Origin of the sequence: uncultured Microbulbifer sp. (genome assembly GCF_947498635.1) — a bacterium.
Taxonomy (GTDB): domain Bacteria; phylum Pseudomonadota; class Gammaproteobacteria; order Pseudomonadales; family Cellvibrionaceae; genus Microbulbifer; species Microbulbifer echini.
In genome coordinates this window covers 105,420-131,550 of record NZ_CANMKV010000009.1, presented here as the reverse complement: position 1 = coordinate 131,550, position 26,131 = coordinate 105,420, and the positions used below count along the sequence as shown (strand labels likewise).

The following is a 26,131-nucleotide window of genomic DNA, read 5'->3' as shown; positions in this document are numbered from 1 at the left end:
CCGCGCCTGGCCACGCAGGGTTTCTACATCCCCATCGGCCACCAGATCGCCGCTGCGATTATCTGCGGGGTTTTTTCGTAGGCGGCTGGGACGGGCGGCTTCATAGGCGGCAACGACTTTTAAAGCGCGGCGCGCTTGCACTCGGCGCAGGCCGGCCTCGGGAGAGATAAACCCGATAATAGAATCCAGTGTATTCATCAGTAAAAATTCGCGTAGGCGGGGCCACGGCGTTTGCCGGCGGCCTGTACTTGTTCTGCAGTTGCGCGGCGTTCCCACTCCTGACGGCCTGCACGGATTTCCTGCAGGTTCTCGGCGGTAAATTGGCGGCCATTAATCACCGTGGTTTTTCCGGCGAGCACGTCGATCTCGGCCTCGATATAGAGGTCGACCATTTCCTGTGCGGTTTTCGACATTTAACTATCCAGTAGGGAGCCGGCGGGCTGTGATGGCCGCCGTGGTTTTTTCGCGGTTGGCTTGGCCTGTTTAGGCTGTTCGGGTGATGGGTTGGGTTCGCTAAATAACGTGCGCTGGCCCAGGCGCGATTCGACGGTGGACCATTTTTTCTCGTTGTATTTGTGCATGCCCATGGCATGGGCGGCGTGTAGGGCGTAGACCTCGGTATCGGTGCCCTCGTTGGGCCGGCCGGGGCGCGGCTGCCAGGTTTCCCGGCCTTTGTTTTTCTTGCTGGGGGCTTTGACTTCGGCGGTGACCTGCTCCCAGTAATCCTGCCGCACATGCTTACAGCTGTGCATATAGGCACTGGTGCCCAGCAAACGCTTGGCGATCAGGTCTTTGGCTTTGTGGGTGCCAACCATATACACCTTTACTTGAAAGCGGTCGGCCTTGGTGCGACGCTTGGGATTATTAAAATCCACCTGCCGGGGCTGGTTAAAAATTTCCTTGGTGCCGAAGTCGTTGCTGTCGCCTTTGATGGCCATCACCAGCACGCCGCGATGTTTTTTATCGCGGGTTCGCACCCAGTGATAGACCGCGTTGCTGGTGCCACCATCCCCAGAGTCGATACTCACTGCCGCTGCGCGGATTTCGCCGAAGCGCTCGTGCTCGAAGCTTTGGAAGACCAACTTATCCAGAGCCGCCCAGCAGTCGTCGCGCTTGTCGGCGGTATCGCCGTCGATCTCGCCCCAGAACAGTTGCCAGCTTTCTTCATTGCGCCCGAAAGCGCGTATCGATATCGCAAGGCGGTCGTGCTGTACGTCAATGCCGACCGTTACCAGCAGGCCAGCGGCCGGGCAAACGAGTTCCGGGTAGTCCTCGGCGGCTTTCTGTAGTGCTTCATGGTCCAGCAGGCGGCTGGCGGCGTATTGATAGGGCCGGCCCAGCTTGTTGTTCTGGAAGACGATGCGGGCGGATTCATCGCCGCTTTTGGCTTCGTGTTCGGCCTCAAGAAAATCCCGCACTACATCGGCAAGGCCGGTGCCGGGAATACACACATAGAGCTCCGAGAGCTCCATAAAGGTTTCTATCGGTTCGATTTCATCGGGCTCAAAGTCTTCGCCGCATTGGGTTTTTTCCCAGCCGGCAAAGTCGTCGCCCTTCTCCCGCGCGGTTTTACAGGTCTGCAGGATATTGGCCTGGCGGCGGTAGTCATCCCAGGCGCTGCCGCATTCCGGGCAGCTATACACCGCGCTTTCCGGTTGGTGCAGTCCGAATATCGGGTGTGGGGTGCCGCCCTCTTTTTCCAGCCAGCTGACGTTTTCCCAATCCAACACATGGGACTCGCCGCAGTCGTGACAGGTCACCGGCAGCACGCGCATGGTGCCGAGTTTGGTGTAGTGCTCCACCTGGGAAAGATCGGCCACCGCTGGGGTGCCGCCGATAATTAATTTCTTATTGCGCATACGCTTGAGACGTTCGCGCAGGTGGCGAATGGAATCGCCCTGATCGCCGACGTCTTTGTTGGTATCGTCCGGCTCTTCCACATAGCCCCGGCGGGCCGTGGTGGATTTCACATTGGAGATGGAGTTGGAGCCAATGGTGCGCACCTCACCGCCGGGGAATTTCTTGCGCGTCGAGCGACTGCCCCCTTTGCGGCTGGTGGTGACATCGATCACCCGGCTCACGGCTGGTGAGCCTTCGATAATCGGCACCAGCTTTTCATCCATGAAGAGCCGGCCTTTTTCATCCTTGGGGAATAGCATCAGGATACGGGCCGGATCGGTGGCGGCGACCTTACAGATATCGGTGGCCAGCAGAACCGTCCAACCAATTTGTGCCGCCTTCTGCATCACCACCATCCAGGATATCGGGCTATCCAGCGCGTGCATGACGCCCCAGAAATAGGGCACATAATCGTTGCGGTAATAGCCCGCGTTATCGCTATCTTCCGATGGCAGTTTGATATTGTCGGGCAGCCACTCGATCAGCGGGATTTTAGGCTGCGGTATCCAGGTCTGGCGCACCTCCTGCACCAGGCGCGAGAGATTCGATTTCGTAACCGCCAATAGCTCTGAGGGCAGCGTCAATGTTTGGCTGTAGGGGTTCGCGGTCGATGGTAATGGCATGCTGGCTCTCGATAGCAATAACGATGCTTTCCACCGCGCCTAAAAATTCATTCTTGCCAATGGTGGACCACTCCACCATCGCCTTGCGTACGGACTCAATATCCAGAATTAATTGGTCTTGCCGATACAGCTCGCGCATTTTCAGTTGCGCATTGGCTTCGGATTCCAGGGCTTGGGCCATATCGCGGCGGTTGCGGGCATCATTCGCCAGGCGGCCCGCCGCCTCAGTACGCAGCCGCTCGCAGTATTCTTGTAACCAGACCTTAAAACTGGCCCCCTGGGTAAGCACGCCCGCCTGCACATGCTTGGCAATTGCCGGCTGCGAAGCGCCGATCAATCGGGCAAAGCCAGACTGAGTGGCCTGATCATCAAGAGAGATATCACCAGCCAAGGTATAACCCCCTAGGAAATTTCAGATAGCTGTTAAAAAAGCGGGGTTCGAATTACCCGTGTGCTGGCCCCCTCAGGAGGACCCGTTCAACGTCTCTTTGCGGTCGCAATGGCACGATCCATGGCTTTATCCAATTCAATCGGCAGGTGACGCCGCGCTATGCCTTCGGCAATACGAACAAAGGGGAAACGCTTGCGGTAATCGGGCTTTCCTTTGAGGAATATCAGAATGGGTTTCACCGTTGGCCGGCGTTTGCCGCCTGCCCTTTTCCATACCCCTAAGACACCGTTCACTTTGCCAACGAAATATTTACCCTTCTTACTCTGCGCACTACCTGCCCCACTTGTAGAGCCAGGGTTACCCCGTAATTCAGCCAGGATTTTTTTATAGGTCCCGACCGAGATATTCCCATGCCGGTTTAATCTCGCCGCCCTGCCATGCACCACGTACATGCCAGCAGGCAGGACGCCCATGTGCCGAAGGGCACGCTCAAAGCGCTTATCATTGCGCTTCACATCGATAACCGACGGCGCCAAATACTTACTCGGCGCCGTGCCGTTGGTTGCCTGATCACGGATAAAGATCTTCGCGATACCTGAGCGCTTAGTGGCTTTCTTCACCAGTACAGAGTTCAGTGTCAGCTTCGCTGGATTTACAAAGATGCGCCCCATCGCTGAGCGCTCTTCTCCCCGTATACGAAACGCCACCGTATTCAGAGCAACCGAGCTGGCATAAGGTAATTGCTTTTTTAATTCAGCAGATGCTCGATCAAACTTTGAGGTATCCAGCTTTACACTAACGTCCATCGTCCCCGCCTTGCTGCTGTTCTTGCAGCTTCAAGCGCTTGTGGTTGTAATACCAATTCACCACCAAACCAACCGCAGCGATCAGTACACCAGCAAGTCCAAGCCAGTTGTTTGCAAGCCAACCCGCGAAAGTTCCAGCACCAATGGCAGTCATATAGCCAGCCTTATCCGCTATTTCTCTCAGGGCATCCTGAAGTGTCATGACTGCTTCCAAGCCTTCATCGCTTTTTCAGCGCTGCGCCCCACGACATAGCCACCGAGACCGATCTTTACGATCTCCAGTAGAGCGAGGGTCTGATTCTCACTGAGGTTTGGCGCTGTCCACCCCAACCAATGAAAGACGATCAGCCCCACGAACGTGAGCATTGTTACCGGCCGCCAGTTTCTCTGTAGCCACGATTCCCCCGAAGCCTCTGAAGTGATTATCTGAGTAGCTGCCTTTAGTTCCTCCAAGTCCATCGCAATCAACTGTGCGCTAACCTGCGCCTTGAGCCGGTTAGCCTCTGTCTTATCCGGGAATGCCTTATCTATGACCTTGCCGAGCAGATTCGAGATAGCGGAAATCATTAGTAGCTCCACACAGTAGGGCGCACACGTTCGCCAGGAATTGAGTCAAGATCATCCAAGTGAAGGAACCGTCTTCTGATCGGCCCTTTCTGTTTCACCCCTATACCGGTGAAGCCCTCCGCTAAGGCAATTTTCATAAGCTTGTGTGCCCCGCTCACAGCCACGGAAACATCAACCGCCTGCCCGGTGGTATGGGTCATGGTGGCATTTAATCGGGCGTTATGAGATGGGCAGCGGTAACCGGAATTAATAAACATTGGATTGCCATAACGCCGGCGAACCTGAATTAAGCGCCTGAGCGTTTCATCATTGAAATGATTTTTGTCACAACAAGGGCAAGACAACTCCGCTTCCGTGAAGTAGTCGTTATTGAACATGGGTGCACCAGAAATAAAAAAACCCGCACGAGGCGGGTTAAGGGTATTGAGAAATAATCGTAGTTTTAGTGCAACGGTGCGTAACTAACTAAGTGAAATCAATCACGCCATTTCAATCCTCAAATCCTATCTAAGGATATGACAGGTTTGATCAATTATCGTAAGCGTTACTAAGCAGATCTTGCAGAGGAAGCTCTACTGTTTCAAATTCATTACCGTTCTCGTCTTTTGCCAGAATCTTGATGAAGTACTCATCCCCAATAGGCCCAGAGATTTTTGAAACAGCTAGCTTATATGGCTGAATAAACTTTGCTTCATCGCCAAAGGGAGCCTCAAGATACAAAGTTTCTTCCCCTTCCCCAAACCACAGAGAATCAATAACAAATGCCTTCCCACCAAAGTCAGAATCTGGAGCAGAAGTTACGTTGTCCCTAAGAGATAACTTGAGTCGATTATCATTCACCGTGAGCCATTCGACATCAACAACTTTGCTTGGAGTTACATCAACCAATCGCCCGGAAACATGAAATAGCATCGGACCCTTTCCAAGCTGCGTCTTTCCAATAAAGCTATCAGCTTCAGAAACAAAGGCCATTATGTCGACAAATTTCCCATTTGGATCAAAATAATTTAATCCATTCATTTCAACATTAAGCTTACGATACACCCAGGCATCATCAACGGATGCTCGGAAAGTCTCATCAGATGACTTGAAATTTTTCACAAATAGATTAGATGTTGAGGGAAAGTTAATTTCTAGCGAAGTGACTACAGGAGGGGCCGATTGGTCTGCGTGATCAATAGTCAAAGTTGCGGAGCTCACTCCGCTAAAATCTAGGCCTGGGTACTGTATATCCATGTTTGATGAATTCAGATCTTGCAATTCATATTTGAATGTTTTCGCCTGCGCACCGAAGGCTAACAAGGCCACAGAAACAGCTACTGTTTTGACGGTATTTCTAAAAAACATATAAATTCACTAAAAATTATATTAAATTAACTACTCGAAGAGAAAGTGAAGCTTATAACACACTTTAAACCAAGTAAATTGTACCGCATTTAATTTAACATCTTTTTCCAGCACGATCTTACCAAGTAAAGAAGCTCAAAATTTCACGAGCAGAGTCTTCCGCACCCACCGGATCTAACACAAATAGCACGCATAAAAATCCAGCACCTGATCACACTTTGCGAAATAGCTATTCAAGAAAAATATAAAGTAGGATTAAGATCTGCAGAAGTTTATCTATAGAAGTAAAACTTATTAACTTGTAAAGATAAAAAAACCGGCCCAGTGACCGGTTTAATTTTGCAGGGCAGAAAAACAGCATGCTAGGGAACTTATACCCACTCAGGACAAAGCTGTCAACAAGCGGCGTTCAGCCGCCCTCTGTACTCCTGCACAACATGAGACACCGGTCCTAAAGCTCTTGCGGGTAAAGGGTCCAAACGCCGCTGCAATCGTTTCCAAATCTTCACCCACTCCCCATCCCAACGCTTTTTGTCACATCCTAAAATTGTCCGCGCATGGCCTAGATCTATTGGTCGCCCATTCACATCTCGCAACGCACTCGCCGTAATACAAAATAGCGCTAACTGGCCAACCTTCTCCCTCGGGTGCGGTTCCTCCCACTTATCGAATTCAGACATCAAGTACTGCAATAGCGCCGCCCGCTCTTTAAATCTTTTTGCCGGTGGTGCATAGGCAGCCATGCCCCAGCAGTAAGCCAGTGGGTCACTTTGTCTCAGCTTGGCAACCACGCTTTGAATAATTCCCTTCTCGCAGGAATCCATCACCCGGCTACCGCTACCCTTGCCCACATTCGTTTCAACACCTTTCACCCGAGGCGCATCAATGCAGCAAATCACCTGATTAGCCTCTCCCTGCACATCACCCCGAATAATTAACTTCCGCCCTCGCCGAGCCTTTGAGGTAATCGTGCTCCTATTGCCCATAGCCTCATAATCAAATGCCGCTGCAGAGCCATCAAAGGCATCGTGCCAAGCTTGTCTAGCAGATACGAATCTCATTTCACGCCCCCAATACATCATCTGGCAACCAGAAACCAGCAGAACACCCCATCAAGCTGCCTTTGGCATACTCTCGAAATAATCCTCAAACCGCCTTTCCGCCGCATGCCGGTTATCTCGGTGGAACGTACCCAGGTAATTTATATGGCCTTGGTTTATCCAAAACTGAGTAATCACCGTATTCGCGAACACCACCTCCACGAGGTGGGCAGACTTGGTGCGGAATACGGCTAGGGGGCTACTGGGATTGGTTGTTGAAATCCGGTTGATTGCTTCCGGGATGGTAACTATGCACATGGTCAACTCTCCTTGATGTTTCGTGTTTACCAGCTGGTGTCTGTCAGGATCTCACCGATAGGCCGGTCCCGTGTTCGCTGCTGCCCTGCGGCTTGGGACTGGTGGGCGAGATACCTCTCGCGTTTGAACCAGTTGCGCCAAGTGGCCAGCCAATCAAGCTTCACGCCCCGCTGGCCGGGTTGGGATATCCAGTAATCGCGGAAGCTTTCGGCAATGTCGTGGATTCTGAGGTTCAGGTCTGGGCGGAGGCGTTGGGCTTCGGTGCGGAATTTGTCCGTGAGAACCCAGTTTCCAGGCAAGCGAGTACCGCGTTTGGGGTTGGCGCGATTTGGAACTGTGCCTCTCTCTACTGGTTTCTTATTGGTTCTTACTGGTTCTATAGAGAAGGACGTGTTGTCATTTTCACCGGTTGGGTGCACAGATTTCACCGGTTCGTGTTTTATTTTCACCGGTGAAGATTTTTCACCGGTGAACTCATTGCACCGGTTTACGTGTAAAAAGAGGTCATAATTGGTTCTGCGCCCGTTGGATTTTTCGGCACTGAGGTACCCCAGTTCTTCCAACTCTTCGATGGCATTAATCACCGAACGCTTCGTGCATTGCGCAACGTCGGCCAAATAGGCATTACCCGGATCACACTGCCCAGTGTCACTGTTATGGCAATCAGCCAACGCGATTAAAACCAGCTTTGCTGTTGGTGTTCTGGTCCTGCGTTTAATAGCCCATGCCGCGGTTTCAAAGCTCACCACGTACCTCCTGTATAAATTTCCATATAGCGCACTTGATGACTGCCCTGCCCCAAAAGATGCAGAATCACCAAGTCACAACAGAGGGATTTAAAAATGAATGTTCTTCAGGTTTCGCCAAAAAATTCGTGCTTGGTTAGCTTGCCTGCTGGACTTCCAACATCTTTTGCTGATCCACATCGCAAAAAAGCTGTGCCAGCTTCGGGCAAAGATCAACAGCTCTCACTACTCCATCTGCTACAAACTCTGCACACAAAGCCAGTTCAGCAGATGCACCATGCTTTCCATGCAGTAAGTTACTGACTGGGCTGACTCACACATAGCGCCCTAGCTGTAGCCTTTTGCCCCCCGAAGTGCTCTATAAGCTTTCGGGCGACCTTTTCAACTCGATCTAATTTATCCACGCCTCGAGAATATCGGTATGCCTATACTCAGTCAACTGGTATTCCAGTTTTTCATGGTATAGGTAGACCTATAACATACTGCCTACCAAAGTACGCTATGGAATTCACAAGTGACCGAATTGAAGGACAGGCTCAAAGAGGCCCGAAAAGCTGCCGGCAAAACACAGAAGCAGGTCGCAGAGGCTGTGGGCATTACCCAACCCTCTTATTCTGAACTTGAGAATGGAAGGTCCTATGGCACTCGCTACGTTACTCAAATAGCCTTATTTCTTGGCGTTAACCCTAACTGGCTGGCCACTGGCAATGGCTTGATGCGCAATGCCTCAATAGAGGAGATTCGGCGCAAAAATTTAACTCCACTATTTAATGAATTTGGAATGGAGGAGCTAATCCATAAACTCCCGAAACTTGAAAGCCAGCTACGCTTAATTTTTGCTGAAAATCGTGCCATCAATAGTAGAGTAGCCAGAGCGATCGAAGATGGATTGGAACTTCCTATAGGAGCACTAGATCACGATAAATCGGCCGAACAAGCGGGCGCCTTCAGCAGCAACGTAAGCCCAGGCCCTCGTATACAGGGCCGGGTGCCACTGATTAGCTGGGTTCAAGCGGGAGAGTTTTGTGAGTCCGTCGACTTGTTCGAGCCAGGTGATGCAGAAGACTGGATACCCTGCCCCGCCAATCATTCAGACCGTACTTACGCTTTGCGCGTTAATGGCGACAGCATGACCAGTCCTTATCCTGGACAAAAATCCTATCCCGAAGGCACCATTATATTTGTTGATCCGGATAGGACCCTAACCAATGGCTGCCGCGTTATCGCCAAACTCAATGGCGAAGCCACCTTCAAAACCTATGCTGAGGATATGGGCCATATCTATTTACGCCCAATCAATCCGACCTACTCCCCGATGGATGTCACCGGCAAAGACATATCGTTTTGCGGCGTTATCATTGGCTCCTATAGCCCTGAGTAGGGCACAAAAGCCCACAGGCGCGGGCCTTTTAGAACAACAAGAATCACAGCAAGATTTTTTTTACCATCTCAACTTCAATCACACCACGAGAAACGCAGTGTAAAGTGAGATCTTGCGCTGGCTCACCCGGCAAATATTCACCCTGAATATTTGAGCGAACAATCACAATCTTATCATCCACAACCACGTTAAACGCGACTTCTGTCTTGGTGTGATTATCCTCTAAATAATCTTCGCCCCGGGTTGCACCGCAATTGGCCTGCTCCGGCGTTAGCTTCCAGTGTTTTAAGGATGTAGAGATATAACCCGCCTCTAGATCGGTCGACAAAATCTGAAATCCATCCCGCAACAATGCTTGCTTCGCCTTACTCAATACCTCTTGCTTACTCGATAAGTGCTCTAGCGCAAAGTACTCACTAATGATCACCGGCGCTTCATTCGTTGCAGTACAACCTCCCAAGCCAACCACCACCAGCAGAAGGCCCACTACGGCATGTCTTAGTTTTTTCATTCTTATCCTCCGTGATAAGTGTCCCCAGAGAATATCAATAGTTAATTCAATTTCAACCTCATATTAAAAATATATAGGCATACCTATTGACTGACAAAAAGGTAAACCTATATTTGAGGGATCAGCAAGGACAAGACCCCCAAATGGACACGTACAGCCACCTAAGAACACTCGCACCACGCCAGGCCGAAGCACTCACACACCGTGCCCGCGGCCTCTCCAACCGCGAGACCGCCGAAGCCATGCAGTGCTCTGTGGCCAATGTCACCAACCTGTTGGCGGAGTGTTTTTACAAGCTGCACGCCCGTAACAGCACAGACGCGGTGGCCAAAGCGGTTAAACATGGGTTAATTCAGCTCGCCTTAATCGCCTCGATCATTAGCGGCATTGGTGCCGATGCACAGGATCAACTGCGCACCCGCATCCAACGTCGCCCCACTGTTCGAACTATCCGCATCCGCAACAACCGGGAGGGCATCGTATGAACACCACCGTGTTTGTACACTCAACGGCTATGGGAAAAAACAATATCGACCAGCTCAAACGCCGCATCGATATCACCAATGCTGGCCACCACAGCCGCCATGTTCGTTTCGTGCAACCAAAACCCACTGATGTACGGCCAACACATCACAACGATTGGCCACCTTTTGAAGGTGATGCCGCATGAATCCCTTCAGCCCAACCCAAAGTGTGGAAACCCTACTCACCGAGGCCAACCGCCACACCGGCGCCAGTGAAATTGCCGCTCAGGTTTTGCTTTCTGCTTGGAATAGCAGGGATTTTACAGTTCCCGTTGAAAACCTCTCCCTGCTCGATGGCGACAACTACCAGCACGCAATCAATGTGATGGATCTGCGTTACCACGGCAGAGCACCACAAAGCGTGATTGCAAATGGCGATAAAAAATTCCACGCCCTTTGGCGTGACTGGAGCCACCTGGAAACCCAAAGGAAGGAAGCGGCGTGAATACAGAAACACTCTCACCAACGGACTACAGCGCCCCCGCCTTCCTGGAAAAAGGCGCCCAGCATATGCGCGACCGTGCCGAGCAACGCGACAGCGAAGAGGGTGAGCGCTCTATGGCCAAAACCGTAAACGCATTTAACGCGCTTTACGGAACCTATCTCACCGAGGAACAGGGCTGGATGTTTATGGTGCTGCTCAAACAATCCCGCGCAAGCTGTGGCGCATTTGTGGCGGACCACTACGAAGACGGCGCCGCCTATTTTGGCCTGGCCGGCGAGGCCGCCGCAAAAGCTAGGGCCGCCTGATGAGTGAATTTAGCCGAATCTTAGAGCTGTACGAAGCGCTGCCGGTCAAGGTGAAGCTGCAAAGCATTGAAATTGCGAGTATGCGCAAAGAAATCGCCACACTCTCCGCAGCCACCCAAGGCCAAGCCCCACAACAAAAAAACCAGGAGGTCGCGTGAAAAAGGAAAAAATCTTCACCGTCACCCAGGCAAGCCGAACGCTCGAAATGGGCAGGAATAACCTACTGAAACTACTGAGAGATAACGACCTTTTGCACAGCCGCGAACCAATGCGCAATACACCAACTAAGCATGCCGCTTCACAACAACTACTAGTAGCCGAAGCCGCCGAGTATCTACGCGGTCCCGTGAAAGTGCAGTACATCACCGCCAAGGTAACAGCAAAAGGTATGGTCTGGATTCGCGATTTAATCGAAAAACAAATCGCACCCCGGTACATCAGTCAGCGGTAACCGTTAGGGCTGCCGGTACGGGGCCCAATTTTAAAAAATTGGAGAACTCCATGGAAAGATACGCACTACTCACCGGCACCTACAACTTGCTTATGGGTGGTATCAAAGATTTTAAGCGCTCCTACCCTACTGAAAAGGAAGCCTTCAAAGAAGTGCAGCGCATCGCCAAAAATGACCCGTTCACACAGTGGGCGCAAATCGTCGACAAGAAAACCGATACGGCAAAAATTTATCGCATAGCCGATAAAAAGATCATTGAGGACAAATCCGAAGACTGCTGCCACTCAGAACCAAAGCGCAAAGTGGAGCCGCAGTACGCCTAAGCCCAAATTAAAAATAGCCTCCTCAGCCCGCCCAATGCGGGCTTTTTAGGTAGAAGACAACAACGCGAGGGATGTGCGATGGGTAACCTGCTAACCAAGCATGAGATAGCCCGCCTAACCGGTGCTGGCGCCGAAAATGCCGAGGAGCAAAAGCGTATTCTCGATGCCAACCGGATTCCCTATGTGCTGAAAAAGGACCGATCCCCTGCACTCACCTGGGAAATGGTCAATCAAGCCATTCTGGCCCGAGGGACCTCAAAACCCGACTTAGCCGGTGTTAACCTACCCCCAGGCTTTAACCTTGGAGCAGCAAGCTAATGGGCAGAAGGCGCAACCCAGAAAACGCATGGATGCCACCGCATGTTGAGCGCTACAAGAATGGCTTTCGAGTAAACCGAAGGGGCTACCCAACTAAGCACTTAGCTAAACAGGATGCCAGCAAAGCAGAAGTTTGGACGGCATATGAACGCTACCTTGCGGGCCTAGTCGAGAAAGAATTCACTCTTAAAGACCTAATTGAGCTGTACTTCGCATCACCTCAGTACACCAAGCCACAAACTCAAAAAGACTACTACCGCTACAGCCAACGTATATTGACAGTGTTTGGAGAGATGACACCTAATTCAATCACTTCACCACTGGTACAGATGTTTTTGGATGCCCGTGGGGCAGAACACCCTACCGCAGCAAACCGAGAAAAAACTTTTCTAGGCATTGTGATGAAATGGGGTAAGGCAAGAGGGTTTGTAAAAATCGAAGATCCTACAGTAGTAGTTAAAGCACTCAAGGAAAAAGCTGGCGGTCGCTATTTGGAAGACTGGGAGTATGAAGCCTTTTGGGAATGGCTTGGAGAGCGTGGCCACATTATGCATCAATGTGCCATGGAGATCAGTTATCTGTGTGCAGCCCGGCAGCAGGATGTATTGGCCCTCACGCGTGCAGATATGAAAGAAGATGGTCTACTTATTATTCAAAACAAGACCGGAAAAGCACAGATAAAGCTCTGGAGCCCAGCACTAAGGGAAGCTGTGGATCGCGCACTCGCAAGCAATGTTGATGCACAAATTCAAACAGCTCATATTATTCGCAGCCGTATCGGGCGCCCCTTCACCCGCATGGGCTTTAATGCCACCTGGCTAAGAGAGCAGCGAGCTGCGCTTGAAGCGGGAGTTATTAAGGAGCGGTTTCGGTTTCACGATTTGAAAATTAAAGCCGCCAGTGATTTTGACGGTGATGTGCAGAAATTTACCGGACATAAAACCCGCTCGATGGCAGAACGATACAATCGAACAGCGGATAAAGTTGTCAGCCTAGACCGAAAGCACCCAAAGAAAGGCAAATAATTTAGTTTGCCTTTTGCTCAACATCCTCTTTGGTTTCTACAACTTCAATACGAGCACCTCTTTCAAGCTCAAGTCTCAACACAGCTCTCAAGCCTTCAATTGATTCAGGCGATAAAGTGACCTGTTCACCTTTCGCTTTAGATAACTCAACTGCAATTGCGTGAGTCAGGCTGCTTATTGATTCATCAGAGAGAGTGGCTGGTTGTAAGACCACAGGGGAATTTAGATTTACAGAAACATCTTTATTTTGAGAGTAGATCTGCCAACAAAGAGCTAGAGCAGCTACAACAGCCGAGCCAGCAGCAACCCAAACTCCTCTTCTAGTATGTACTGCACCTGAACGTGCAATTTCAGCGCTAGCCTCTGCCGCAGTAGCACTTTTTTGGGCTGCTTTTGTGCTCCCAGCAGCAACCTTTACCCCCTCCCTGGCAACCTCAACGCCAGACTCAGCAGCTTGAGTAGCACGGTTAGAAATTTCTAACTGCTGCTGGGTTACCTGATTACTTCGAAGCCCCTCATAAAAACCTATGTACTGCGTGACAAATGGGAGCAGGGTTAAGTGAGCTTCTTTTTTCTTTCTAGCCTCAAAAAACATCTCATCAAATAAATTTGGATTTGACTGTCGTACTGCCTCTTTATTTGGGAAATCTAGAAATGTCTGATCTATTCGGTCAATCATAAGGCGTAACTCTACCCCCCAGATTTCAAACTCACTTAATGCGGCATCCAAGCCAGAACCATCAGCAAACTTCTCTCTCTTGGCAGCAAATTCTCTCTGTAGCTCTTCGTTGCCTTCGATTTTATCCAGAAGCTCTCTCATCGGACCAAACATAGCCATCTCACTCATACCTAATTCCTTTTTTTCGAATAGCGAGAAGAGAAAACCTCAACATAAATTGAGGCCAAAATTACCACACCAAATTACCACACGGGGACCCAAAACGAAAAAACCCCGCACTAAGCGAGGTTTTAAGCCCTTGATAAACAAGGATAAATATGGGGTGGCCGACGGGGATCGAACCCGCGACCTCAGGAGCCACAATCCTGTGCTCTACCGACTGAGCTACGGCCACCATAGTAGCAATATACTTCAGCACCTTGTGGCAGTACTGAGTACCGGTTATCTCTTGCAGCCAATCTGGCTTCAGACTAAGTCCTTTTTGCCAAACCAGCACCATCTTGCGAAGATGGCACGCCCGGCAGGACTCGAACCTGCGACCATCCGCTTAGAAGGCGGATGCTCTATCCAGCTGAGCTACGGGCGCAAGGTAAACCCGGTGAATTGGTCGGGGCAGAGGGATTCGAACCCCCGACATCCTGCTCCCAAAGCAGGCGCGCTACCAGACTGCGCTATGCCCCGTTTTTCCAATTATTCGCACTTTTTCAATCTTGCTTACCGCCGCAGGGGTGGCTGTTTAGATCGCGTCAGTGACGAAGTGCGCGCATAGTACTGATCCCCCAGGCCTGTGTCAACGCTTCTAAGCTATTATTTTTTAAGAAGTTTATCCTTTTGCCTCTCAAGGCCCCGAAGTGGCGAAATTATTCCCAACCTGTGCGAAAATGGCGCACTTCGCGAATCCGACCGGATAAATAGTAAGCAGCTACACAAAAGCCGCCCGCTTCCGCCCTTTTATATAAGATAGGCGCTGAAGCAGATTCCGGTCTATTAGTACTCGATTTTTTATTGTTAGAGATAGTATCTATGTCTGCACTGGTTCTGGACGGCAAGGCCCTGGCAAAGAAAACAGAAGAGGAACTCTCGGCTCGGGTAGCCATACTAAAGGAGAAGAGTGGTGGCCAAACGCCCATACTGGCGACCATTCTGGTTGGTGATGACCCTGCCTCCGCCACTTACGTAAAGATGAAAGGCAACGCCTGCCGCCGTGTCGGCATGGACTCCCTACAAGTAGAACTCCCCTCCTCCACCACCACAGAGCAGCTGCTCGCCAAAATCGATGAGCTGAACAGCAATCCCAATGTTCACGGTATTCTGCTGCAGCACCCGGTGCCGGCACAGATCGATGAGCGCGCCTGTTTTGACGCCATCAGCCTGGAAAAGGATGTGGATGGTGTAACCTGCCTCGGCTTTGGCCGTATGGCAATGGGTGAAGAAGCCTACGGCTGCGCGACCCCTAAAGGCATTATGCGCCTGCTGGAGGCCTACGATATTGCGCTGGAAGGCAAACACGCCGTAGTTGTGGGCCGCAGCCCTATTCTGGGTAAGCCAATGGCGGCCATGCTCCTGAACGCTAATGCCACCGTAACCATCTGCCATTCCCGCACCCAGGACTTGGCCGAACATATCCGCCGTGCGGATATCGTGGTAGGCGCTGTAGGTAAACCTGAGTTTATTAAAGCTGAGTGGATCAAAGATGGCGCTGTGGTCGTAGATGCTGGTTACCACCCCGGCGGCGTGGGCGATATCGAACTGGGTCCGCTATCCGAGCGCGCTGCCGCTTACACTCCAGTGCCCGGCGGTGTAGGCCCCATGACCATCAACACCCTTATCTATCAGTCTGTCGATTCCGGTGAGCGTAAAATTGGCTAACTTGATTCGTCTGGACAAAGCGGTAAGCCAGGTCACCGACCTCTCCCGATCCGATGTAAAGCGCGCCGCCTGGGCGGGGCGCATTACGGTTAATGGCGAAGTAGTCTCTAGCGCTTCTACAAAAATACAGGCCAGCGATGTCCTCTGCCTGGATGATGAACCCCTGCATGAGCCCGGGCCACGCTATATTATGCTCAACAAACCTTTAGGCTATGTAAGCGCCACCAAAGACGGCGAGCATCCCACGGTACTGGATCTGATCGATGAACCCAATAAGTCCAAGCTGCATATTGCCGGCCGCCTGGATATCGACACCACCGGACTGGTACTCCTCACCGATGATGGCCAGTGGTCACATAAAGTGACCTCACCAAACCATCACTGTGAGAAGACCTACTACGCTCTGCTGGCCGAGAAGATTGAGGAAGATGCGGTGGCAAAGTTTGCCAAAGGCATCTGGCTTAACAATGAGAAGAAGAGAACCAAGCCCGCCAAGCTGGAAATTCTCTTTGCCAACGAGGTGCGCATTACCATCGGTGAGGGCCGCTACCACCAGGTCAAACGCATGTTTGCCGCCCTGGGCAATCAGGTGCTCGAACTGCACCGGGAAAAAATCGGCGATATCTTCCTGGACGACACACTCCCGGAGGGTGAATATCGCCTCTTAACCCCTGAAGAAATCGCTTCGGTACAGTAAATAGCATGTCTTCGCTTCTCCACCAGGCACTCCTCCAGATCCCCAGGGAAACCCTGTGGATCGCCGATGAAAATAGCCGAGTCCTGTTACAGCCAGGCTTTCAGTTCGATGGTGACCTGCTCACCAACCGCTGGGATATCGCCGAGCTCGCCCAGGGAAAAGTTTCCCGCAGCTTCTTTAGTGACTTCCACCTGGAAGAGCTAGACCGTAAATACCGTCGCATTATCTACTCGGTCTCCAAGGAGAAAGCGGTGGTTCATCACGTCATCGATCAGGCTCCTCGCTTTCTTGGCGAGGGCGGGGAACTGGTGCTACTGGGGGAAAAGCAGAGTGGCATCAAAAGTTATGCGGTAAAGGCTGCGGAACACCTCAGTGGTACCAAGCAGCTCCAAAAGCATGGCAATGAATATGTCAGCACTAACCGTGTGGCCCACCCCCGTGCCATAGAGCCCACCGGTGAAGCAGATTACCCGCATCTGCGCAGCCTGCCTGAGCTGGGTAACCTCTTCAGCAAGCCCGGCCTGTTCGGTTGGAACAAGATCGATAAGGGCAGCGCCCTGCTCGCTCAACAGTTCACCACCGAGTTACCCGAAGACGGCGCTCATGTAGTGGACCTCGGCTGTGGTTACGGTTATCTCAGCGCCCAATTAGCACCTTTGGGTAATTTCCACTTTGCCGCCACGGACAACAATGCCGCCGCACTACTGGCCTGCAGGAAGAATTTCCACACTCTCGGTATACCCGGCGTGGTACTTCCCTCTGATGCCGGTGATGAGCTGGAGAGCGGCGCGGCTGACTTGGTGCTGTGCAACCCTCCCTTCCACCAGGGCTTCCAGGTGGAAGGCGACCTGACCGACCGATTCCTACAACACAGCGCGCGAATACTAAAGAGTACCGGTATGGCACTTTTTGTCGTGAATGAGTTCATTCCTTTGGCAAAGAAGGGACCCCGATACTACTCCGAGGTGCAGCTCGTCAATAAAGAAAGGGGCTTTTGCGTATACCGCCTGCGCCCTTAGGGCGCAGGTAAATGGGCAGAGGCTGAGCAGCCGCCTGAAGGTTGGGCTAATAATCGCGTAAATTAAACAGGTTCATAGAGAGGGTGTGCTCCTCAAGTTCCTCCAGTTGCCGCAAGCGCTCAAAAGCTTCGCGGGCTGAGGGAGTCTCCGCGCCCTGGGCCAGGTCCCGATATTGATCGGCCAGGTAGATCTCAATATCCATAGCCAGTTTGGCAATATCGTCCAGATTATCGATATCAATGCTGCGCAGGCGTTGCAGGAACTCCTTCTCCCGCCCCTCCGGGGCAAATTGCACCCAAGTATGTAAGGCGCCTGGAGGCAGATCGGCGTGAAAATTCTCCAGCGAGTGCTTCATGGAGTCTTCCCGTCGTCGAAGCTGATCCAGCAGCAGCTCGACCCGCTTGTTGGTGGCAAGCTGCTCGTATTCCTCATACTGCAGTGACAATTTGGCGTGAAAGTCCCTTCCTTCCTGAATCACTTCCTCAACAGTTTTGTACCGCATCAACCGGCCCCAGAAAAAGTAAGTCACTTGTTCCAGTATAGGCAGCTTGTGACAAAGGGCGCCACTCAATATCATCAATGCGACGACAGTGGCACAAATACCACTACCTTTCCTTGCGTGGAACCCTCTTTAGCGCGCAAATTTCAACGCAAAAGTTTTATATGTGAATAAAGGCGACAAGTAGGGCTGCGCGGATTAATTTTTGCCGGGGCCCGAGCACTTAAATCCGCCATGGATAACGGCTTTCTGCTCACCGCCAGAATATGATTCTCATATTGGGGCATATGCGCCATCCAGGCGCCACGCAGTCGACCGCGCATCGCCTTGTGGCGCCAGGCGCTACTCTGCAATTCCTGGCGGTCGCCAAAGTTGCTCACCAATATCCCATCCCGATGCAATAGGCGCATCAATGAAGAACACCATGCTTTATCCGCAGGTATCGCTCGCTGCGCCACTCCCTGACCGTGCCCAAACAAATCATCGATGATCAGGTCGAAAGTGCCTCTGGACGGGTCGTTGAGCTGCTCGGCCACATACTCTCTGGCATCGGCACACACCAGCTCAGTATTGCGCACAGCAAAGAAACGACGCGCAACATCGAGATGTACCGGGTCCAGGTCCACGCCGACGATACGTTTGACAGAAGTGAATGTCTGTAGCAGGCGGATCAAAGCCCCCCCTCCCACACCGAGCACCAACACGGAGTTCAGGCGGTTTTCGGGAAGGAAAAAGGCCGGCAGCAGAAGCAGCTCCCACAGTGAGCCTTTTAGAGGGTCGCGGGGATTCCATTGGGAGTGGAAAACCCCATTGCTGTACAGGCGCACACTGGCGCCATGATTGCGGACCTGATAACAGGTGTCACCGACCTGCCTCTGCCAAAGCAGCGCCATTAACTTTGCGGCAGCTCAGAGGACTTCAGCAATACCTGGGCAAAGGCCTGCAAGCCCACTTTGTCCTCTTCGGTAAAGCGGGCGACGCTTGGGCTATCGATATCCAACACACCCAGACACTCTCCGCTGGCATTGTAGAGGGGAACCACTACCTCGGAAGCGGAAACCGCATCACAGGCAATATGGCCGGGGAATTCATGCACATCCTCGACCAGCTGCGATTCGCCAGTGGAAACTGCGGTGCCGCAAACACCAGCACCGACAGGAATACGGGTACACGCCGGTTTGCCCTGGAAGGGCCCAAGGCGCAATTCATCGCCGTGCAGGAAATAGAATCCCGCCCAGTTAATATCTTCCAACTCCATAAACAGCAGGGCGCTGGCGTTGGCAGTATTGGCCAGCCAGTCACTCTCAGTCGACAAAAGGCCCTCGAGCTGGCTATTGAGCGATGAATAAAATGGATTTAAAGACATTGGCCGGATCGCCCCTCAAAATCAGTGGCTGTGGACGGTGTTCGCTGCACACAGCAAACCCGCGAAATACCCGGCGCGGGATGCGCCAAGAGACCGGTATTTTGCGGGGTTTCGATCTGGAATCAATAGCAGGGTGCAAATTACTGATAGGGGTCCAGCACTTCCTCCTCCGAGGACTCCCTCTGGTAGGCGTCCGCATCGATCGTTGGGCGCGCCCAATCACTCTCTTCCGAACCCTTATTCCCACCGGATTGAATTGCGGGTCGGGCTGTAGTGACATCGGAAGCAATCAAGGCCCCGCGCTTTTTCTCAAAACGCGCTTCCACCACGGGCTTGGGTGGCATAGGTGCAGCGGCCTCACGGCGAATACGCTTGGCAATCGCACCCAGGTTGGGCCGGCGACGCTCGGCAAGCTTCACGGACTCAAGCTCACTGTTCAACCGATTGACCTCCGCCTGCAGGTCGCCCATCTGTGCCTGCAATTCGGTAATTTGGGTCAGCACGCCTTTTACTTTACGACTTTCCTTCTCGTATAAAACAGCGGCGCCGCCAAAGGCCAAAACAAAAATGACCAAAATGGAAAACTGACGCATAGGAATCTCCAGAAACTTCCCTTGTTATTTTAAAGGGCATTTTTACAGCAATTTTTGTGTGTCTTCCGAGAGATTGCGCATAAAAAACAAGTTCAAAGGCGAAGGGTCAACCACCCCTCCACCCTAGAATCCAATAAAGACGCCGAGCCGCCGAGCGCTCTAGCTCTCGACCAAATCCATAAAGTCCAACGACGCCTGTTGGCGAATGGTACGGCGGTGATTGGCCCAGAGTTCGGCGATGCGCTCTTGGTTGCACACCTTGCGATCCACATACACCCTGGTATTCAGTTGGCCGATAGGCTTGGCGCTCGGGCACTTGCTGAACACAAACTGGTTTGAGATCAGGTCCATAAAGGGCCCAGACTTGCTACTGGGCATAATGAACAGCAGCTGTAATCCCAGGGTTTCCGTAAGGTAGCGAATCACCTCCTTGGAGCGGGACTCATCCATTTTGGAGAAGGCCTCATCCACCAGCACCATCTGCAAATGGCTGCCGCTTTCGCCAAAGCGAAAGGCCGAAGTGACTGCGGCAGAGCGAATAATATAGGCCGGGGTTTCCAACTGGCCACCGGAGCCAGTGCCATACTGGCTGAGGGCGATAGGCTCCTTGCCTTCCGGTTCTTTATAGATCTCGTAACTGCGGTAGTTGCGGTAATCACTGATGCGATCCAGCTCGCGCCGCGCCACCTGTTCATCCTCACTCAACAACATATTGAGCAGGCGATCGCGCACCTTGCGGTGCTTAGGGGCCAGGTCCGTATCGAACAGACTCTGCTCTTCACCCAGATTCGGCAGTTCGATCACCGCCTTAAAGAAATTCCAGTATTCCTTAAATTCCGCTACCCACTGGTAATCAAAGCGGAAACGCTCGCGGTCGGCGCCAAAACGATGATGTTCCAACTCTTTGTTGAGGTCATCCAACACGCGTTTACCATCGTTAATGGACTGGTAAATAGCGTGGCACAAGTGCGTTACAAAAGTGGTGTTAAAGGATTTTTTCAATCCCAGCAGTTGATCGTGACGCTCTACCAACAGGTTATTCTTCAGGCGGTTACGCAGGGTCTCCACCTGATCACCGAGCCCGCGAACCAACTTGAACAGGGCATCTTTGTGACCACCCGTGAGATCGGGCTCAAACACCAGGGTATCGACGCTGGCACAGGTGGCGTTGTACTCCATCACCGCGCGATCCAGCTGGCGACTGTATTTTTCCAACAACCCTTGCCAACTTTCGATATCGGCAGAGAAATCAAAATTGTCTGCCGCGCGCTCCACCTGTTCATCAGCCGTGATTAAGACTTGCTCAGCATCAAAAGCCGGGTCGATGGCGGTAATGCGCCTGACCATCTCCTCACTTTCACTGGCGGCATCATCCAGGGATTCCAGCTCGCTGGACAGGGCGTATAAGAGTTTTTCATTACCCTTTAATTTCGTTTCCAGTGAACCGGTTTTCCGCTGTAGATCCGATAGCTGCTTCTGCTGGGTTTTTAGCTGGGCCTTGAGCTCATCTACTTGCTGTTCGAACTGCTCGAAATCCTTCAGGTCCAGGTTTTCCAGCGCACGCTCGGCGCTGCGCCACTCCCGCTGGGCCGATAGCGCGGAGTCTACAATTGAGAGCAGCTTGAGATTCACCAATCCCCGCACCGCATTGGTCACGCGGCGGTAGAGTTGATGGCGCTCGTTAACCAGCGCGGCCTCCTCAAGCAGTTGCTCCATGGCCCGCTGAAGCGCTGCCAGGGCGCGGGCGCGGGCGCCCTGACCGAATACCAGCTCGGCATCGTCCATATCACAACGCCACATGCTGTAGTTGCCACTGGCCATTCCGTCGGCGGTAAGACCGCGTCGGGTACCGCGCAGCTCGTGCTCATCCTCTACTTGAATCACCGCGCCGTAGGAAGCGCGCAAATAGTGTTCGGCGGTTTTATGGGTGAATTCCATCAATTCGATAATGGAATTGGCCGGGGTATCGAGACGCTCGGCATCCTTGCGGGCTTTATCCCCCTGGATAACGCGGGCGCGATTATTGCGCCCCGGCAGGCTGCGCACGATACGAATCGCCCGCGCCTCATATTCCGGCTCGACAATAATGGAGAAACGCGCGCCGCCCAGGTAGCCCTCTATCGCCATCTGCCAGCGTTCATCCAGAACTTCCACGTAATCACAAAGGACGCGCGGCTCCGCCTCAGGACACTGCTCGCGAATGGCCGTCAATGCCATTTCCACCGCCTGGGGGTAGCGAACACGGTTAGCCTGCAAATGCTGAATGCGACTTTCCTGGGTCCGCAACTGTTTCTGCAGTTGTTGTACTTTTTGCTCCCAGCGGGAAGCTTGGTGGGCGATTTGCTCTTTGGGGGAAGGCGCATCGCTGGCGGCACCCTTGCCACCGCTCTCCAGTAGATCGCAGAGTCGGTTCTGCAGGACTTCACTGCTGGAAGCCCGCTCGCGCAGGGGCTCCAGTGCAGCCAGGTCGATCCAGTCTTTACCCAGTAGTTTGTGCAGATCCGGCAGGTCTTCTTCCCGGGCCACCTGCTTGATCGCCTGAACCAGGGCCTTGTCGGAGAAAGCGGAGATTTCCAATTCGGCAGAAGTCGAATTGAGCAGATTTAACAACTCTTCGGCGGCCTCACGGTTCTCGTGCCAGCGCGCCTCTTCGGCTGAGAGGGGGGGGTGCTGCTGGGAGAGAAGGCTCAGGGCGCTGTTGATGCGCTGCTCCAACTCGTCTTTGTTGCGCAGCGCATCAATCCCCAGACGCTGGGCCTGCAGCTCTACCAGTTGGCCATTAAGCTGCTCCACCCGCTCGGAAGCGATACGCACTTCCCGTTCATTATTTTCCAGGTCGCTGCGCAATCTCTGCTGGTCGTTTTTGCCGCTCAGATAGCTTTTCTGGACCCGCCGCTGGCGTTGGCGTGCACACAAATATTCCTGTACACGCAGCTGTAGCCACTGCTCCCGGTAGAGTTCCACCGACTGGGCAATGGCCTCCAGAGAACTGACCCGCTCTACAATCTGACGGGCTTCCTGCTCCATGCTGTGAATGGTTTTCATCAGCTCGGAAACCGAGCGGATAGCATCGCCTAAATCGCGCTTTTCCAGCACCTCCTGGGCGACAAAATCGTTGATGCTTTTGACCGGTTTGTAGGCCATAAAATTGGCAAAGGTGCGCGCGGCGTGCATGGCCTCGCGATCAGAGACCGCGTCGCGGCGCCCACGCAAGGCACCGTAGAGTCGGCGAAGGTAGGCCTTTTTCTTGTCGTATTGTTCGATTTTTTCGAACTGCTTGCCCAGCACCTGATTGAATTTATCCAGTGGCAACAGGTGTTTGCCATCGGTGTAATCCCGGACAAAATCCCCCAGCACCAATTGTTCGCCAGGGAAGACAAAAAAGCGCAAGTCACTCTGCCGCGCCTGGGCGGGTTTGCTGCTACTGTCCAGGTGCGCGCGAATACCCATCACGGCGGTAAAGGGCTCTGCGCCGTCTTCACCGCTGGTGGGATGGAAAATACCGGCAATATAACAATCGGTGGGTTCCAGACGGGCGTAGCTGCCGTCATCACAGCCGAGTACATAGGAAGCCAGGGTGCGCACCTGCTTGCCGCCACGCCCGCGCTGGGTGGTTTCATCCTGCCCGGGGTTAAAGGTAAACAGGGTATCATGGGCGGCAGTCATCAAGGTCTGGATGGCATCGGCCGCTGTGGTTTTGCCGGAACCGTTGCCACCGGAAAACAGGTTGATAGGGCCAAAGTCATACTCCAACTGCGGAATATTGCCCCAGTTAATCAGGATCAGTTTTTTCAGGAACATAATCTTTTAAAAGCACCGTCTTTTCGCAGGCAGGAACCCGACAACCCTCTCCAAGGCTCCTGGATGCCGTTCGCGCAACTCAGGTGGTCGAATATTTTTTGATGATTCCTGGCTACTAACTTGTGGCTAGTGGCTAGTGGCCAGGAATTTTTTCTTTTTTAAGAGGAAGCTTCGCTCTCAAACAGGCTGTGGTCTTCGCTGTTCGGTGTTATCCGCTCGGAGGCCTGCGGGTCTTTCACTTCAACCTCTTCAGGTATATCAGACACCCCGGCGTCGGCGACATCACTCTCGCCCAAGGATACCGTTTCACCGTCCACCAACTGGCGTAATACCGATTCGCTGACAAAGTGGGCAATCGTCGGACGCACTCGCAACCAAACTTCCGCGCTGGTTTCCACTTCTTCACTGCTAAACTGCACTAGGCGCAACTGACGCAATTTTTTCAGCAGGTTTTTGCGCTCCGCATGCTTATCTGGCAGAGACATTTTCAGCAGGTTACGCATCCCCAGCTCCAGGGCTTCCAGGGAGAGTGCCGCGCACCCGTTTTCATCCACCTGCCCTTCCCGCAGTGCTTTGTCGTACTCAACCCGCAGGGCGAGAATCGCGGCTACTTCCTGCTGACCGAGCCGCGCACGGAATCCGCCGTGATGGGGTTCCTCCTGATCCGGCAGGCCGGGTACTTCGGCACCGGGCGGATACACGCGGATAAACTGGAAACGGCTATCGTGCTGTAAGCGCAACCCCAAGGGCGCCAGCCACTCGCGTACCAACGGCTCACAGCGCTGAAAGCGATCGTAAAGCGCGGTCTCAATCATGCTTTCATCCCGGCAGATCACGCCGTAATCCAATAGGCGTACTAGCAGTTCGGAAAACTCACTGCGGTTCAGGCGGCACTGCGCCAGCGCCTCATCCAAAGCCTCTTCAATCACTGCTTTTCAGCTCCAGAATATATTCGTCAAACTCGGTGAAATAATCGTTGCTGGCGATTTCACCGGTAAAGGTCACCTGCAGGTCTGCGGCACCACTCTGGTTAACCGCCGCCGCTTCGATCACATGGCTCATAGCGAGCAGGTCTCGCGCATCCCGCAGCGGCAGGTTGCGGCTATTGATCTGGCGGCCGCTACCGAGGGCACCCTGCAAATACTCCCGCAAGTGACTGTTATTGAAGTTAAACGCCTGATCGAGCAACTGTTGCAACTCGATCTCACGGCGATTCTCCTCACCGATAGGGGACTCTTCCTCGACCCGGGTATTCACCGGCTGGCGGCGGTTGCGCTGCCACAGCTGCGTTTGCTTGGGGTCAAACAAACGCAGCTGGAAACCACCCAACTCCTCGCCCAGCCGTTCGAGAAGTTGTGTTTTTTGCTGGCTATCGCCGAGACGCTGGCACAGGTCGGCAAACTCGCCCTCGGCCTGGCTGTGCAGGTAACTGAGCTGGCGGATAATAATATCGGCACGCTTGGTAAAGCCCTGCAAGGCGCGGCGCAACGCGGGCAACTTTACCTCGCAGGCGCGGCGCATGCGGTCCTCGATGGTATCGAGCATCAGCCACAATAGGGAAGAACCCTGCTGCACGAGTTCCGGCAGCAGTTGGCGCAGGCGCTTCTCCCACGCCGCTTTCTGCACATCCTCTTTGTGGCGAATACGCTCAATCACCCGGTTGATGGAGTCCCGGTGTTTTTCCACGCTGTCTGCCGAGAGGCGGATGGCCAAGTCTGGCTGAAAGCGGCTCTCCATAAAGGAGAAGAACTGGTCGGTAGCCTGTTGCACTAACAGCTGGGCTTCCACCTCGCGCACCATTTCCCGCTTGCGCTCTTCCAGCTCGGCGATCATATCGGTGAAATCTGCCACGATACGCTCGGAGTATTCCCAGGCATCGATCAAATCGTGGACTTCTCCACGGCTGGCAAAAGCTTCGAGGGCATTCAAGGTGTTGCGCGTATTGCGGTGGCGGGTGCGCACACGGGTGCCGTTCACTTCCACCAGAGGCTGGGTGAACAAACGGCCGCGACGGCTGAAAGGGAAAGTGGCCGTGAGCGTGGCGCTGTCCACCTGCTTTTCCAGCCAGCCGAATTCCACCAGGCTGTTTAATACCCAAACGGCTTGATCGCGCAGGTTGCGAAAGCGCCCTTCCGGGTCTTGTACACCCTCCTCGCTATCGAGCTGCGGTGCTCGGGTCAGGGCCTCGGCAAAAATTTCAAGAATCTGTTCGCGCAGCAAAGACTCACCGTAGTCAGCCTTGGCGGTGTACAGACGCTCATACAAAAGACGCAGACACTCCACCACCTGCTCGCGGTACTTACCGGTCAGCGGGCGGAAAAAGTGTTGATGGGGATCAACGAAGAACAACGACTGGATGCCTGCTTATTCTTCTTCTGGCTTTTGGTTGAAGACGCAATATTTGGTGTAATCACCCGTATCATCAAGCGTCCACTGCCCCTTGGGCACTTTATCCATTTTCTCACACCAGGCATCGGAGCCGCGTTTGGGCTCACAGGCAGTGAGAGCGACAAGGGCTACCGCGGAACTGATCAGGACGAGTACTTTTTTCATAGTCTGCTTCTACCAATGAAATTCGAATGGCACTT

Annotated in this window: 34 protein-coding genes and 3 tRNA genes; 13 read left to right on the top strand and 24 right to left on the bottom strand. The window is 52.9% G+C overall.

Going from position 1 to position 26,131, the window contains the following annotated elements; genetic code table 11:
* The 11 genes from Q1A69_RS06895 to Q1A69_RS06845 form a co-directional block, all read right to left on the bottom strand.
* Positions 1–198, bottom strand: a 198-nt coding sequence (locus Q1A69_RS06895) for a hypothetical protein (protein WP_299583085.1), incomplete at its 3' end; no start/stop codon positions are given.
* On the bottom strand, positions 198–413 hold the full coding sequence (locus tag Q1A69_RS06890; RefSeq protein ID WP_299583082.1) for a primosomal replication protein PriB/PriC domain protein: 216 nt from the start codon (positions 411–413) through the stop codon (positions 198–200). The genes Q1A69_RS06890 and Q1A69_RS06895, both read right to left, overlap by 1 nt.
* Complete coding sequence (locus tag Q1A69_RS06885; protein WP_299583079.1) at positions 414–2,462, bottom strand: terminase gpA endonuclease subunit; 2,049 nt, start codon at positions 2,460–2,462, stop codon at positions 414–416. It lies immediately after the preceding gene.
* Positions 2,392–2,913: a hypothetical protein gene (locus Q1A69_RS06880; protein ID WP_299583076.1), complete on the bottom strand. Its 522-nt coding sequence runs from the start codon at positions 2,911–2,913 to the stop codon at positions 2,392–2,394. The genes Q1A69_RS06885 and Q1A69_RS06880 overlap by 71 nt, the downstream gene beginning before the upstream one ends.
* 86 nt (positions 2,914–2,999) lie before the next feature.
* Positions 3,000–3,719, bottom strand: a complete 720-nt coding sequence (locus Q1A69_RS06875) for a hypothetical protein (protein WP_299583073.1) — start codon at positions 3,717–3,719, stop codon at positions 3,000–3,002.
* Entirely contained in the window at positions 3,709–3,921 is a 213-nt protein-coding gene (locus Q1A69_RS06870; RefSeq protein WP_299583070.1) for a holin, read from the bottom strand. The genes Q1A69_RS06875 and Q1A69_RS06870 overlap by 11 nt, the downstream gene beginning before the upstream one ends.
* On the bottom strand, positions 3,918–4,286 hold the full coding sequence (locus Q1A69_RS06865) for a 3TM-type holin (protein WP_299583067.1): 369 nt from the start codon (positions 4,284–4,286) through the stop codon (positions 3,918–3,920). The genes Q1A69_RS06870 and Q1A69_RS06865 overlap by 4 nt, the downstream gene beginning before the upstream one ends.
* A complete protein-coding gene (locus Q1A69_RS06860) occupies positions 4,286–4,663 on the bottom strand; it encodes a D-Ala-D-Ala carboxypeptidase family metallohydrolase (protein ID WP_299583064.1) in 378 nt (125 codons plus the stop codon). The genes Q1A69_RS06865 and Q1A69_RS06860 overlap by 1 nt, the downstream gene beginning before the upstream one ends.
* Before the next feature lie 151 nt (positions 4,664–4,814).
* Complete coding sequence (locus Q1A69_RS06855; protein ID WP_299583061.1) at positions 4,815–5,633, bottom strand: hypothetical protein; 819 nt, start codon at positions 5,631–5,633, stop codon at positions 4,815–4,817.
* A 395-nt stretch (positions 5,634–6,028) separates the two neighbouring features.
* Positions 6,029–6,694, bottom strand: coding sequence for a hypothetical protein (locus tag Q1A69_RS06850; RefSeq protein WP_299583058.1), 666 nt, complete (start codon positions 6,692–6,694; stop codon positions 6,029–6,031).
* A 323-nt stretch (positions 6,695–7,017) separates the two neighbouring features.
* Positions 7,018–7,737, bottom strand: a complete 720-nt coding sequence (locus Q1A69_RS06845) for a helix-turn-helix domain-containing protein (RefSeq protein WP_299583055.1) — start codon at positions 7,735–7,737, stop codon at positions 7,018–7,020.
* A gap of 514 nt (positions 7,738–8,251) precedes the next feature.
* Here Q1A69_RS06845 and Q1A69_RS06840 point away from each other — a divergent pair.
* A complete protein-coding gene (locus Q1A69_RS06840; RefSeq protein WP_299583051.1) occupies positions 8,252–9,118 on the top strand; it encodes a S24 family peptidase in 867 nt (288 codons plus the stop codon).
* Between the two features lie 43 nt (positions 9,119–9,161).
* Here the strand turns inward: Q1A69_RS06840 and Q1A69_RS06835 are convergent, their stop codons facing one another.
* The gene (locus Q1A69_RS06835; protein ID WP_299583048.1) at positions 9,162–9,629 is read right to left on the bottom strand and encodes a hypothetical protein; all 468 of its coding nucleotides are present in this window, start codon (positions 9,627–9,629) and stop codon (positions 9,162–9,164) included.
* A 143-nt stretch (positions 9,630–9,772) separates the two neighbouring features.
* Between Q1A69_RS06835 and Q1A69_RS06830 the strand changes: the two genes are divergently transcribed.
* From Q1A69_RS06830 to Q1A69_RS06790, 9 genes are all read left to right on the top strand, one after another.
* Positions 9,773–10,114, top strand: a complete 342-nt coding sequence (locus Q1A69_RS06830; RefSeq protein ID WP_299583045.1) for a LuxR C-terminal-related transcriptional regulator — start codon at positions 9,773–9,775, stop codon at positions 10,112–10,114.
* Entirely contained in the window at positions 10,111–10,299 is a 189-nt protein-coding gene (locus tag Q1A69_RS06825; RefSeq protein ID WP_299583042.1) for a hypothetical protein, read from the top strand. Before Q1A69_RS06830 ends, Q1A69_RS06825 begins: the two co-directional genes overlap by 4 nt.
* Positions 10,296–10,598 (top strand): hypothetical protein, encoded by a 303-nt coding sequence (locus Q1A69_RS06820; RefSeq protein WP_299583039.1) that lies wholly within the window; start codon positions 10,296–10,298, stop codon positions 10,596–10,598. The genes Q1A69_RS06825 and Q1A69_RS06820 overlap by 4 nt, the downstream gene beginning before the upstream one ends.
* Entirely contained in the window at positions 10,595–10,903 is a 309-nt protein-coding gene (locus Q1A69_RS06815; protein ID WP_299583036.1) for a DUF6378 domain-containing protein, read from the top strand. Before Q1A69_RS06820 ends, Q1A69_RS06815 begins: the two co-directional genes overlap by 4 nt.
* The gene (locus Q1A69_RS06810; RefSeq protein WP_299583033.1) at positions 10,903–11,061 is read left to right on the top strand and encodes a hypothetical protein; all 159 of its coding nucleotides are present in this window, start codon (positions 10,903–10,905) and stop codon (positions 11,059–11,061) included. The genes Q1A69_RS06815 and Q1A69_RS06810 overlap by 1 nt, the downstream gene beginning before the upstream one ends.
* Positions 11,058–11,354 (top strand): phage antirepressor KilAC domain-containing protein, encoded by a 297-nt coding sequence (locus Q1A69_RS06805; RefSeq protein ID WP_299583030.1) that lies wholly within the window; start codon positions 11,058–11,060, stop codon positions 11,352–11,354. Before Q1A69_RS06810 ends, Q1A69_RS06805 begins: the two co-directional genes overlap by 4 nt.
* Positions 11,355–11,404: 50 nt before the next feature.
* Entirely contained in the window at positions 11,405–11,677 is a 273-nt protein-coding gene (locus Q1A69_RS06800) for a hypothetical protein (RefSeq protein WP_299583027.1), read from the top strand.
* Between the two features lie 78 nt (positions 11,678–11,755).
* Positions 11,756–11,995, top strand: a complete 240-nt coding sequence (locus Q1A69_RS06795) for a hypothetical protein (protein WP_282932265.1) — start codon at positions 11,756–11,758, stop codon at positions 11,993–11,995.
* Positions 11,995–13,020, top strand: coding sequence for a tyrosine-type recombinase/integrase (locus tag Q1A69_RS06790; protein ID WP_299583024.1), 1,026 nt, complete (start codon positions 11,995–11,997; stop codon positions 13,018–13,020). Before Q1A69_RS06795 ends, Q1A69_RS06790 begins: the two co-directional genes overlap by 1 nt.
* A 1-nt stretch (position 13,021) precedes the next feature.
* Here Q1A69_RS06790 and Q1A69_RS06785 read toward each other — a convergent pair whose 3' ends face one another.
* The 4 genes from Q1A69_RS06785 to Q1A69_RS06770 all read right to left on the bottom strand — a co-directional run bounded on the left by Q1A69_RS06785 (position 13,022) and on the right by Q1A69_RS06770 (position 14,380).
* Positions 13,022–13,867: a hypothetical protein gene (locus Q1A69_RS06785; RefSeq protein WP_299583021.1), complete on the bottom strand. Its 846-nt coding sequence runs from the start codon at positions 13,865–13,867 to the stop codon at positions 13,022–13,024.
* Between the two features lie 150 nt (positions 13,868–14,017).
* Positions 14,018–14,093: transfer RNA gene (locus Q1A69_RS06780), tRNA-His, on the bottom strand.
* Positions 14,094–14,208: 115 nt separating this feature from the next.
* Positions 14,209–14,285, bottom strand: a tRNA-Arg gene (locus tag Q1A69_RS06775).
* A gap of 18 nt (positions 14,286–14,303) precedes the next feature.
* A tRNA-Pro gene (locus Q1A69_RS06770) sits at positions 14,304–14,380 on the bottom strand.
* 342 nt (positions 14,381–14,722) lie between these two features.
* Here Q1A69_RS06770 and folD point away from each other — a divergent pair.
* The 3 genes from folD to Q1A69_RS06755 are packed head-to-tail and all read left to right on the top strand — an operon-like array spanning position 14,723 to position 17,284.
* Entirely contained in the window at positions 14,723–15,568 is an 846-nt protein-coding gene (folD, locus tag Q1A69_RS06765) for a bifunctional methylenetetrahydrofolate dehydrogenase/methenyltetrahydrofolate cyclohydrolase FolD (protein WP_299583018.1), read from the top strand.
* The gene (gene rsuA / locus Q1A69_RS06760; protein ID WP_299583015.1) at positions 15,561–16,265 is read left to right on the top strand and encodes a 16S rRNA pseudouridine(516) synthase RsuA; all 705 of its coding nucleotides are present in this window, start codon (positions 15,561–15,563) and stop codon (positions 16,263–16,265) included. Before folD ends, rsuA begins: the two co-directional genes overlap by 8 nt.
* A 5-nt stretch (positions 16,266–16,270) precedes the next feature.
* Positions 16,271–17,284, top strand: coding sequence for a methyltransferase (locus tag Q1A69_RS06755; RefSeq protein WP_299583013.1), 1,014 nt, complete (start codon positions 16,271–16,273; stop codon positions 17,282–17,284).
* A gap of 46 nt (positions 17,285–17,330) precedes the next feature.
* Here Q1A69_RS06755 and Q1A69_RS06750 read toward each other — a convergent pair whose 3' ends face one another.
* From Q1A69_RS06750 to Q1A69_RS06715, 8 genes are all read right to left on the bottom strand, one after another.
* On the bottom strand, positions 17,331–17,786 hold the full coding sequence (locus Q1A69_RS06750) for a hypothetical protein (RefSeq protein WP_299583011.1): 456 nt from the start codon (positions 17,784–17,786) through the stop codon (positions 17,331–17,333).
* A gap of 143 nt (positions 17,787–17,929) precedes the next feature.
* Positions 17,930–18,676, bottom strand: coding sequence for a methyltransferase domain-containing protein (locus Q1A69_RS06745; RefSeq protein ID WP_299583009.1), 747 nt, complete (start codon positions 18,674–18,676; stop codon positions 17,930–17,932).
* Entirely contained in the window at positions 18,676–19,149 is a 474-nt protein-coding gene (locus Q1A69_RS06740; RefSeq protein WP_299583006.1) for a GAF domain-containing protein, read from the bottom strand. Before Q1A69_RS06740 ends, Q1A69_RS06745 begins: the two co-directional genes overlap by 1 nt.
* Positions 19,150–19,289: 140 nt before the next feature.
* Entirely contained in the window at positions 19,290–19,742 is a 453-nt protein-coding gene (locus Q1A69_RS06735) for a hypothetical protein (protein WP_299583004.1), read from the bottom strand.
* Positions 19,743–19,901: 159 nt separating this feature from the next.
* Positions 19,902–23,543 carry an SbcC/MukB-like Walker B domain-containing protein gene (locus Q1A69_RS06730; RefSeq protein WP_299583002.1) on the bottom strand — a complete coding sequence of 1,214 codons (3,642 nt, stop codon included), beginning with the start codon at positions 23,541–23,543 and terminating at the stop codon, positions 19,902–19,904.
* Between the two features lie 158 nt (positions 23,544–23,701).
* Positions 23,702–24,472 (bottom strand): DUF4194 domain-containing protein, encoded by a 771-nt coding sequence (locus tag Q1A69_RS06725; RefSeq protein ID WP_299582999.1) that lies wholly within the window; start codon positions 24,470–24,472, stop codon positions 23,702–23,704.
* Positions 24,465–25,892, bottom strand: a complete 1,428-nt coding sequence (locus Q1A69_RS06720) for a Wadjet anti-phage system protein JetA family protein (RefSeq protein WP_299582996.1) — start codon at positions 25,890–25,892, stop codon at positions 24,465–24,467. Before Q1A69_RS06720 ends, Q1A69_RS06725 begins: the two co-directional genes overlap by 8 nt.
* 15 nt (positions 25,893–25,907) lie before the next feature.
* Complete coding sequence (locus Q1A69_RS06715; RefSeq protein WP_299582993.1) at positions 25,908–26,096, bottom strand: DUF3012 domain-containing protein; 189 nt, start codon at positions 26,094–26,096, stop codon at positions 25,908–25,910.
* Positions 26,097–26,131 lie beyond the last annotated feature (35 nt).